6 protein-coding genes are annotated in these 11,058 nt (G+C 32.8%); all 6 read right to left on the bottom strand.

What is annotated here, in order from left to right; genetic code table 11:
• Positions 1–1,560: hypothetical protein (locus LBH49_00630; GenBank protein ID MDR0351145.1), on the bottom strand; the 1,560-nt coding region annotated here is incomplete at its 3' end.
• 225 nt (positions 1,561–1,785) lie between these two features.
• A complete protein-coding gene (locus tag LBH49_00625) occupies positions 1,786–4,365 on the bottom strand; it encodes a hypothetical protein (protein MDR0351144.1) in 2,580 nt (859 codons plus the stop codon).
• A 199-nt stretch (positions 4,366–4,564) separates the two neighbouring features.
• A complete protein-coding gene (locus tag LBH49_00620) occupies positions 4,565–6,115 on the bottom strand; it encodes a hypothetical protein (GenBank protein ID MDR0351143.1) in 1,551 nt (516 codons plus the stop codon).
• Positions 6,116–6,352: 237 nt separating this feature from the next.
• Entirely contained in the window at positions 6,353–6,964 is a 612-nt protein-coding gene (locus LBH49_00615; GenBank protein ID MDR0351142.1) for a hypothetical protein, read from the bottom strand.
• A gap of 20 nt (positions 6,965–6,984) precedes the next feature.
• Entirely contained in the window at positions 6,985–8,910 is a 1,926-nt protein-coding gene (locus tag LBH49_00610) for a hypothetical protein (GenBank protein MDR0351141.1), read from the bottom strand.
• Between the two features lie 194 nt (positions 8,911–9,104).
• A complete protein-coding gene (locus LBH49_00605; GenBank protein ID MDR0351140.1) occupies positions 9,105–10,796 on the bottom strand; it encodes a hypothetical protein in 1,692 nt (563 codons plus the stop codon).
• Positions 10,797–11,058: the final 262 nt, after the last annotated feature.

Below are 11,058 nucleotides of genomic sequence, written 5' to 3'. Positions count from 1 at the left end.
GTTTTGGGGAAAATATACACACTTATCTATTCCGCTTAGAGTCATGTTTTTTAGCGCTGGATACATGTTTGCAGGTAGACTTTGTTCCTGTTCAGTTAGACCTTTTTGTTCAGGTTGATCTTGCTCAGATGCAAATTCATTACAATAAGTCTCCAAGTTATCTTTAATCCACGAAGAATAGTTACGTATATGACATAAAACTTGGATCACGTCATGGGTATAATCCATAGCACGTAGCAGCGTTTCTTTAGCAGCAGCATTGGCTTCATTATTGTTATATGTGTCAGATAGAACATCGTTAAGAGCTATCAAATCAGCTTCGACATTTAGCGTACTGTTTCTGTCTTCATCATATAAAAACTCATTTATCTTGTTGAATTTATTTATGCTTTTCACGTCCATAGCAGCTAACGGAAGAACTATCTTCTCTAAATTACGTCCATCCCATTGCTTGCATAGCTTACCAATCAAATCTTTTATTCGCATTAGATCAGCGTCACTTTTCATATAAGTGCTCACTGAATCTAATACGTCATATATTTTTTTCTTATAATGATAAAGTAAATAGCAATAATTCTTTAATTGAACCATACATCCTTCGGTTACTACATTAGTCATAACTTCGTCACTTGGCTGATCATTTCCCAAAAAAAGACCTACACACTCTACTAGCCACAGAAATTCCTCCTTGACCAATTCTATCAATGAAATTCCCTTAGCATTCCTCACACCACTTTCCTCAAGAACACATAAAAACCATGCCATCGTAGCATCCCAAAATTCACAAATTCCTGCATTGTCATGATTACTCCAAAATTCGACCATGACAGCAGAACTTACTATTCCACTCTTATTTTCATTACTATTAATAGGGTCATCTAACTCCAGGTATGCATTAGTACCTGCATAGGCCTTCGCTGTATTGGCCATCTTGCATAGCCACCAAATGAAACTCTCACGAATTTTGTAATATAAAGTATTAAAATCCATGGCTTGCTTATTTTTAATTTCTAGACCATTCAACCATCCAACAAAATCATTCATAGCAGCACGAAGCCAGCCTAATACATACTCATTCTTTTTTCCTAAATATTTATGAATTCCAGACTGATTCAGCTTAGCATTGAGATCGTAATTCATGCACGAAAAAATACCCTGCATAATAGTATGTGGACGCATAATTATTTTATTAGGTTTCATCCATTTACTCTTAACATTCTCGCGAATCCACTTATATTTATCCGCTCCCAGTGTCCGTGCTGTGCCAGGCCTCATAATTTCAAAAAGATAAGGGGCTTTATTCTTCAGAAATATACCGAAAGTGCCAATCTCGGCCTTTACTGGCTTACCATCGGAACCATGAATCATTTTTCCACTGTCGTCAAGAAACCATCGACCATCAAATTCAGCCAATGAGGTGTATATATCTAGATGAGGATGCCAGGAAATTCCAAATAACATCACTTGACCATCCGGCACCCTAAGTGCCAATGAACCAATGGGAATAAAAACAGGTATCATCAACCCAAAAAGCAACAAATATCTATATAATTTCTCCATATCCGTAATAAGCTTCCGTCAAACTAATCTATCCTAACGTTTGCAAGAAAAATGTAAACATCCGTCGTAGATGATTATTAATATTCTATTAAACCAAAAATTCATTCAAAGATAACCCATGACTCGGTATTCCATTTTCATCAGAGAAAGAACAGCTTCCTAAGGAATCTATAGGGATATTACCTCATCGTCAAAACAAGATTCTCATGGCCTATAACTGCTTTATTATTGCTTTATTATTGCTTTATTTCCACTTTGCGCCATCACATTTTTTTTATTTTGACTTCTAGTCACCATTGGATGCCGCCTTATTTTCTTCTCGGCCTTCTTCTCGGCCTTCTTCTCGGCCTTCTTCTCGGCCTTCTCCTCGGCCTTCTCCTCGGTCTTCTCCTCGGCCTTCTCCTCGGCCTCGGCTTGTTCCTCTTTTTTGATACTTTCCAATGTCTTGAACTTGGATTTTAGTGACAGTTTTATTTGCTGGTCATTTTCGTTTTCCAATGGCTGTTTTATTATCGATCTATCTTTCGGTATTTGGATTTTTACCTGGTCATTTACCTGGTCATTTACCTGGTCATTTTCGTTTCTCGATGGCTGTTCTATTTGATTGCCGTCCTCTTTGTCAGCAAACTTAGCACAAGTTGACAATTGTGTCAATAGGGTCTGTAAATTTTTGCTAATTTCTTCTATTACTTCCCCAGCCTTTAGGAATAAAATTTTTTCTTTTTCAATAATTCTTCTTCTAGTTTTTATATGAGAATACAACGGTATAGAATTGTTCCACTCATTGATTTCATTTAGACCAATCATAATATCATCCATGTTATCTTTAAGATTATGTAGATATTTTCTTTGCCCTAAACCTCCCACACAATTACTCAAAATATCAAATGAAGATTTATTTATCAAATTTCCATTCATCAGATTTTGAAATGAATTATTCACATTATTTTCATCAAATAGATTAGGCGAATATCTTAAACTTTCCATTTTTTCTGAAGTAATCAACTCAATTTTTTCCTTAAAATGAAATAGATTTTTGATATCATGAAATGAGCTATCTTCACTTGAAAGAATGACATCTTGTGGCGCAAAAGCTTTTACATTTTCCAGTGTAATACTTAATATACCATGTAACATAGAATAAATAATATCATAATGTGACATAAGCACTTTAGCATTGGCCACTAACAATTCGACGGATTTTTTTATTTTTACCATTACTCTATCAGCCTTAGATGGACCTCCCATAAATTGTGGCAAACAAAACTTGAAATAACTTGCCAATGTCCCAACAAAGTTACTTACCTTTGATATGACTCTACTGGGTTTTACATTTGACATTAACCGACCAGATATCCTTGTAAATAATGATTTATTAGGACTTCCTTCGGCTAAATTTTCAGAATATCCAAGTAAAACATTATCAATTTGTGTCTTATCAAACTCTAAATATTGGCAATTACTTTGTATTCTCTTCATAATTCCATTAATTACATTATTTATATTTTCAGCTTTTTTTATTAAAATTTTATCACTATCTTTCAATGCATGGGTTCCTTCCAATGATTGGCGCTTTTCGGCCAGCTTACTACGCAGCGATTCAATCCGCTTAAAAACCGCAACTATATCTATTTTACTGAAACGTATAAAATTTCTCATAAAATTAAGTTGCTCATCATTCAGCCTAAACATACTAATTGAATCAAGTACACCTTGTAACATTGGCACATTAAATAATCTATATAAACTACCATTAAACCCTTTTAAAGGGCCGAATCCATCAATAGAATTATGCAATTGAACTAATATATTGTCCATTTGGACTTCATGGCAATGAAGTAAATTGCAATAATCTACCAACTGCTTAATACACTCTATTGCTGCTACATTAGTCATATTTATACCACGCGGTTTATTACATTGAGAAATCAAAGCCATACAATCCCTTAGCCAAGATAATCTATTAATAAACCATGTTTCCAACGCTTTTCCATTAGCAAGCTTCACATATTCATTCCCGCAAATGCTAAGAAATATTTTCCGTAGGACATCCCAAAGTTCACAAATTTTTGAATTTTTTGGATTACTCCAAAATTCGACTATGGCCATAGATTTAATTTTCTCAGGATTGTTGATGTTATCTGATGATAGTAAATTTTTTTCCACTAATATTTTTTCCGCTGATTTATAAAAATTTTTCCCTGATATATTGCATAGCCAGAGGAAGAAAAACGCAGTAGCCTTATTCATTAAAGTTTCATGATCAATGACAGTAACAGCGTTATCTGTTAGACTAAAATTTTTTATAGATAAATCAAGTGCATCCATTATAGTTTTGCACGATTTCTCTAAATATTTTCTGATTGCCAATGCCTGATCATCAAACTTAGTATACGTTCCATTCATCGTCCATCTAATAACAAACGCAGTAATAAAATTTGGCGTAATAAAATCCTCATATTCATTAAAGGTAGCTGAAATCCTTTTATGAAAAGATTGGATACAATCTTCACGTGCATTTAAAGACAATGCCGTACCTGGCCCAACAATTTTGTAAAAAAATTCTGTATTATCTCCTAATTTCGACCGACCGCAATTACCAATCACATTAGGTATTGGTACACTGTTACTCTCATCACTGAAATCATAGAAGATATTACCGTTGCTATCAGTAAATGAGTTCAATGAATCATCGTAGGAAAAAGCATACATATCTCTGGTGATAGGGGATACGCCAATCATCATCGTTTGATTTTTTCCCAGCTTAAACGCAAACGATTCGGCAGGGATGAAAGCATATGCCATCAATCCAAAAAACAATAAATATCTACATAATTTTTCCATATCCATAATAAAATTTTGTCAAGTTGACTTATTCTAATATTTGCAAAAAAAATGTAAATATTTATTATCGATATACCTCATTAAAATAAAAATGGTCTTTGATGCCATTTAGTTCATAACTCTAGAGTCATCCATTCGATCAATATACCAGCATTATTGATCAAAGAACTTCTGGAAACATATAACCATCATCACTTATATGAGGGAAACGGTACTCTTCTTGCGATGACGGAAAATTCAACCCATTGGGTTGTTGCGGATATAAAGGCCATTGATTATTTACAAAATTTCTACTATAAGGCGATGCATCATAATATGATGGAAGAGGGGTGTTTAAATTCACTAAATGAGTCGAATATATTTCCGCTTCTTTGATAAGTAAATATATTGCATCCATCATATTTTCGATTAACTTTAATTTATCTTCATTATGATTAAATATATTCTTTAATTTCCTAATTAACCCTGGAGCCTTGAGCCCATTGAATGCAGATTTCAGAGCTGCTATTAATCCAGACAGTTTATTTGAATATCTGTTTATTTCCTCCAATAAAGACTTATTTAGATCAAAATTATAATCCACGTTCTTCTGTGAAAATAATTTAACATATTTTTTTATATTTTTTACTAATTTATCAATATTTTCTTTATTAATATCTTTTTTAGCGTTAATATTTTTGTACTGCCTCAATATGTCATCCAAATTCTTATAATATTCACGTAATATGGATATACAATCTATCAATAATATAGCATACCATTTCTTTTTGAAGACCACCACATTTTCATTTAAAGATGATTCATTTTTAAATTTAAAAAGAAAATACATGCAACACTTTAGCCAAGAAAGGTTATCAACGGTCCATTTTATCAATGTAGGTCCTTCAGCAAAATATATACCATGGCTTGAATAAATTTTAAAAAACAATATTTTTAGTATATACCAAAGTTTATAAATTTTCACATTTCTCTGATCGCACCAAATGTCACACATGGCCATACCTTTAGCTTTTTCAAAATCATGATTCATGGCAGCGTTATCTAAACAAAGGCCACTCCATTCATATGCGTGAAGACCAGGCTCACCAGCCATATGATATAATAATTCAAAGAAAAAACTATTGAGTTCATTTTTTAAACTATCGTAGCTAACATAGCTAACAAGTTCATGATTACTCAATTTTTCATTAAAATTTTTTATCATATTTTCAAATGCATTCAATATGACATCATGATTTTCTCCTTTATAATATTCAATGGCATTAGTAATGTCGCTTTCCTGATAGTTATGTTTTTTATTATGATCATATCTCATGTTACATTCTGAGATTTTTCTGACGAGTTTGAAAATAAACTCTGGAGTAATGCTGAAAAGATCATGTATTTGCTTATCACTATTAATAAAATTATCATAGCAACTCATAGAAAACGCCATATCCTCATTAATTACTCTATAGTATAATTCTTCCTTATTCTTTAATTTTTTTTTGCCAAATCCATCGGAAATGGTCATCATATGGCCATTGTTGAAGACATCAAAAACTGGGCAATCTTTATTACTACCAGTAGCTTTGACAATATATATCTTTTTGGAATAAGGATTAACGCCAACAAAAATAGGTTCTGGTAATGGAACCGCCAACGATTCAGCAGGAATGAAAGAAGGTATCACCCATACGAAAAACAATAAACATCTGTATAATTTCATCATATTCATAATAAATTTTTCCTAAACGGACTATTTTATTTTAATGTTCGTAAAAAAAATGTAAATATTTTTTATAGATACTTCATTGCGCCAAAGGTAACCTATGGTATTACTTGGTTTTCATTTGCATTAGCAGTGAAAAATTTCTACCGAAGCTTCAATCCAAAATATGTCCACAAAGCTCATAACCCTAAACCAATGCTATGCCAAAAACCCTACAAGTCACAGAGCCGCAGACATTTAATGCTTGCCTGCCAGCTGATCCAATTGGCTTTTAACCCATCTAGAGATTTCCTCCTTTGGATTTCCTAAAAAAACACCACCAGTAAGAATTTTTGAATCAGGGCTTAGGCTCGAAACAGCCTTGAAACTATTTCCTGCACCTCCCCCACCATGGGTACAAAAAGGTATTATTGTTTTCCCAGCCAAGTTATGTGCCGATAAAAATGATACCACCGGAGGAGCTATGGTACCATGCCAAACCGGAAATCCTATAAAAATTACATCATAATTAGATAGGGTTTCCATTGAATTTTTCAATGTTGGTTTATATCCAGAACCTATTTCCATTTCGGACTGCTTCAAAATAGATCGATAGTCAGAAGGATATGCATCTATAGTCTGAATTTCGAAAACATATCCACCGACCATCTCACAGATTTCTTCTGCTACTTTTTTTGTGACTCCAGAATAGGAATAATATGCAATTATTATTTTATTATTTTCAATCACTGTATCAATTTTTTCCATAGAATCTTTGGCCAATGTCATTTCGCTTCCAAACGAAATTAACATACTAGCCATGCCAAATAAAATCTTTTTTATAATCGAAAAATCGAATTTCATGGTCATGGCAGTATTGTCTTAATATATTACCTGTGGATTAATTGGCTTCTGTTAATACTTTTATTTAGTTTTCTTATATCTTTTTCAGAAAGTGTTTTGCTAAGAGTTGTTTTCTTATGCCTTTTATCGCCTTTTCTGGAATTAATTTTTCTATTTTTCCCACTTGTACTTTTTTTCAACCACGAAGGCTTCATGGTCTTTGAAAGTCTTCCATATCTAGAAAATCGTCTTGATTGTTGTTTATCTAAAATGGATCTACTAGAACTATGCGAAGAGCTAAACAAATTAGATTGATTAGGCGCAGTAGCCTGATGGGGTAACATGACACTTGCAGCACTAGAATACACAGGTTTATTACCGACATTTTGTTGTGACATAACTCTAAGAGTTTTTCTAGGATCTGTTTTATGATCTATTTTTGGATTAATGGCACTGGGGACTTTTGCATTGGAGTCTTTTTCGATATCCACAAAATCTCGACCGACATTCCAGGATTTTTGGGGAGTCAATCCAACCTTGCCCACAGGTGCTGTGGCATACGGTACCGCTATATTTTTCTTAATTCCCTTAAGACGACTCCATGCCATAGAGAAATTCTTAGCATATTCTTCCATTGAATTACAGATATGCTTTATCGAAGATAAGATATTTTTCACCAATTGGCCTTGAGTCATATTAGACCTATTTAGATCAATATACGATACATCCACGCTTTGTGATAACTGAAATAAGCATTCATTTTTATTTGCAGCATTTATGAAATTATATAATGCATTAATTTCATCAGGAATCAATGGCCTTCCACTAATTAGATTATCAATTTTATCCTGGATCATCCGACCATCAAACAATTTACGTGCCTGGTCCAATCTCCCGAAAGCTAATAAATTTTTTACTTCTTTAATTTTTGCCATGGTAGTATAATTTTGATACAATAGATAGCAACAGTTGCTCCACTGCTTGGCACATCTTTTCATTTTTAAAATCAACTCCTCCTCTTCGGTGGGCTCATTATCTTGTAAAATCATATTTACACAACTAATTATCCACTTGATGGTACTTAAATTGTACTCAATCAATGCTTTATTACGAGCAACATTCGAAATAACGAAATTGTTTTCACAAACTCTTGAAATCAAAAAGCACAAAGCGTCCCAAAACTCGCAAATTGCTACATTTTTTGGATCACTCCAGAAATTACATAGATACTTTGCCTGAGCAGTATTAGGATCCATTTGCTCAAATTCTTTACCATTCGGTTTCCCTGCCATGTGACACAGCAATGTGTAAAAAAATTCATCTAATTTTTCAGAAAATTTTTGATAATTCATATCATTAGAAGACCTGAAAGGATGTAATATTTTACTAAACCCACCTACAGGACTAGGAGTATATAATGTTTCACTAAAATTTGCCACAGCACCATTTATCGCATTTGCCATATTATAATGTTGCCCTCCAAGGCTGATTCGAATCTTTGTAATCTTTGTCTTAAGTTCATTGACATTCCAATCGTTGCACATAATCGAAAAAAGCACATCAGCAACTAAATTTCGAGTAATAATAAACCCATTATGTTTATTTATAATATATTTATAATTAGCATCTTTGTCATAGCTATAAACCATAGGATATGCTATTGGTCCATTGGCCGAAATAACTTTATAATAAAACTTTTCACTAGTATTGTGATAAATTTCAGATGCTCGATGAGCCATCGAAATTACATTACTTGGATTATTTTTATTATTTATTCCGAAAGCAACAATATCATTATTATTCCTTGGAAGCAAAGTAAAATCCAATTTCCGAGGACTCTCATAATATGCAGCAATCCCCATAAGCTCATTTTGGTTAATCCTAATTGCCGACGACTCGATGGGATTAAATCCAAATAGCACCAACCAAATAAAAGCGAAATAATTACATAATTTCTTTATCTTTATATCCATAATAAACCTCCTGTTTACCCTTCTATATTAATTTCTGTGAAAAAAATGTAAATATCCAATGTAGAATATATATAAAATAATTGCTAATATTTTCGGTAAATTATGGAAACTCTAGAAAAAATCCGTTGGTTTGTTGGAACCAAAACAAGTTCCCCCGTAAATTAATAATCCATCTCATGGAACAAATCTTGAAACTATATTATCTTTGTTCTCAAAATTTTGTTTCTATTCACTTTTTTTGTTGATTTTAACAAACTATTTTTCCTTGATTTTTTAGTATTTGACTTTTTTTTCGTTTTTCGCCTTCTATTTTTCTTCGATAAAGTGCTTTTTTTGTTTTTTTTGATTCCTTTTTTGGTATTTCTTTTCAAAGATTTTCTATTTCTATAATCTGCCCTTTGGCTCATTGAATCGAATGATCCTGTAAAAAATTGATCATAGGGTTCTTTGGGTAATCCATAATTAAAATTTAACTCATTGCCTACACCTGCAGCTATACTTGACGATGCCTCCAATGATTGTAATGAGTACAAATTTGCCAATAATGACGTCAATAAAAACTTCATATGCGCATGATAATCACGCATTTTGCAAGCTGCAAATTCTAATAATTCCGCTTGCGGTAATAGCTGAGCATACTGTTTCAAGATACCATTCAACTGGTTTACCTTTGGGAACAACTGATTAATAAGCGATAATTCGGATATCATGTTTGACAGATCCGCCACTGGCACATTTTCATTAAAGCCATTAATTAATGTCTCAAATTGCGTGTTTAATGTCTCAAATTGCGTGTTCAGAGAAAAAATCTCGTTCGATAGACTTAATACTTCTGTTAATAAATTAATTAATAAATTATTATTGAGCAATGATCCGGATAAATTTACGCTTTGCAGCTCATTATATGCTTGACTAAACAATCCACTGCAGGCAAACAATTGATTGCCACAGGAAATTATTTGTGTAAGTTGCACGAATTCTCGATCTTGATTCATGGGTGACAATATTAATTGTATGCAATTTTCTATCCATATAATAAGATTGATGGCGAACTGCGAAATGCCGTATCCTTTGGCTTGACGAGGGATTAATCTCCTAAAAACTTCACGAATAAAAACATGGAGAGCATCGCTGAATTCACAGATCCTTAAATTTTGGTTATCAGTCCAGAATTTACAAATTTGCTCGGCAATGTTATTTTGATTACTAATTACTACACATAGAAAAATATACGAAAATTTATCCACATAATTGAGTAATGTATTATAATCCACATTCGGATCATTAAATCCAATAATCAGCTCATCCACAGTTCTTTGGAGCGCGATTAATATATTTCGACATTTATTAACACCACCAAGCTTACTGTAAATATTTTTCCTTTTGTCATCGTATGTATTGGACAATGGATCCGAAGCATTGGTACTCATGGACAGAACACATACATCGGCAATTAAATCCGGTGTAATTATATAAGGAATACTTTTGGTTTTCCAATTATTAAAAATGTTTGATAATATATTGTTTACCTTTTCATGCAATTCCATAGGGCATACAGCTCCTTTAGTGACTGCCATGTAGAAAATATTGTCGCCATTCAGGTTTACTTTCGATTTATATATATTAGCATCGCAAGGAATTTTATTATTTAAAACATCATTGTCTGTGTTCAAACAAATACGACCTGGCGCATCAAAATATTGTACATTTTTAGTGCTATCTTGATCTGGATTCACACCTAAGGTAAATTTTATATTTTGCTTTGTGGAATTACATGTGATTAACATATTTTTTTCTGCTATGACTGCCAAAGATTTTACCGGAAAAACCATCGATATTATTAGACTTACTATACATAAATAGCCATCCAATCCCTTTGTGCTCATAGTTAATTATACCGTCCACATTTAACGCCATCAATGAGTCTAATATTCTACAGCACAATTAAAACTTGTAAATGATTAAACAGGCTAATGCTATAAATATTTCATTAATTCCCTAGATAATTCCATAGATATAGCAAATTTTTCATCGAAATTTGTCGACATTCCATCCTTTCTGCTGGCAGATTCATCATAATTGCCCATCAGATTCCAGCAATATGTCCTGGCCATCCGACATTAACGAAATTCCAACTCAAAAATGCTT

The organism is Puniceicoccales bacterium, assembly GCA_031255005.1.
Classification (GTDB): domain Bacteria; phylum Verrucomicrobiota; class Verrucomicrobiia; order Opitutales; family LL51; genus JAIRTH01.
This window is presented reverse-complemented; position numbering and strand designations above follow the sequence as displayed.

Excerpts from the sequence above, each read along its gene's own strand:
- LBH49_00610 (MDR0351141.1), bottom strand. The coding sequence starts at position 8,910 with ATGGATATAAAGATAAAGAAATTATGTAATTATTTCGCTTTTATTTGG.
- LBH49_00620 (MDR0351143.1), bottom strand. The coding sequence starts at position 6,115 with ATGATGAAATTATACAGATGTTTATTGTTTTTCGTATGGGTGATACCT.
- LBH49_00625 (MDR0351144.1), bottom strand. The coding sequence starts at position 4,365 with ATGGCATATGCTTTCATCCCTGCCGAATCGTTTGCGTTTAAGCTGGGA.
- LBH49_00615 (MDR0351142.1), bottom strand. The coding sequence starts at position 6,964 with ATGACCATGAAATTCGATTTTTCGATTATAAAAAAGATTTTATTTGGC.
- LBH49_00605 (MDR0351140.1), bottom strand. The coding sequence starts at position 10,796 with ATGAGCACAAAGGGATTGGATGGCTATTTATGTATAGTAAGTCTAATA.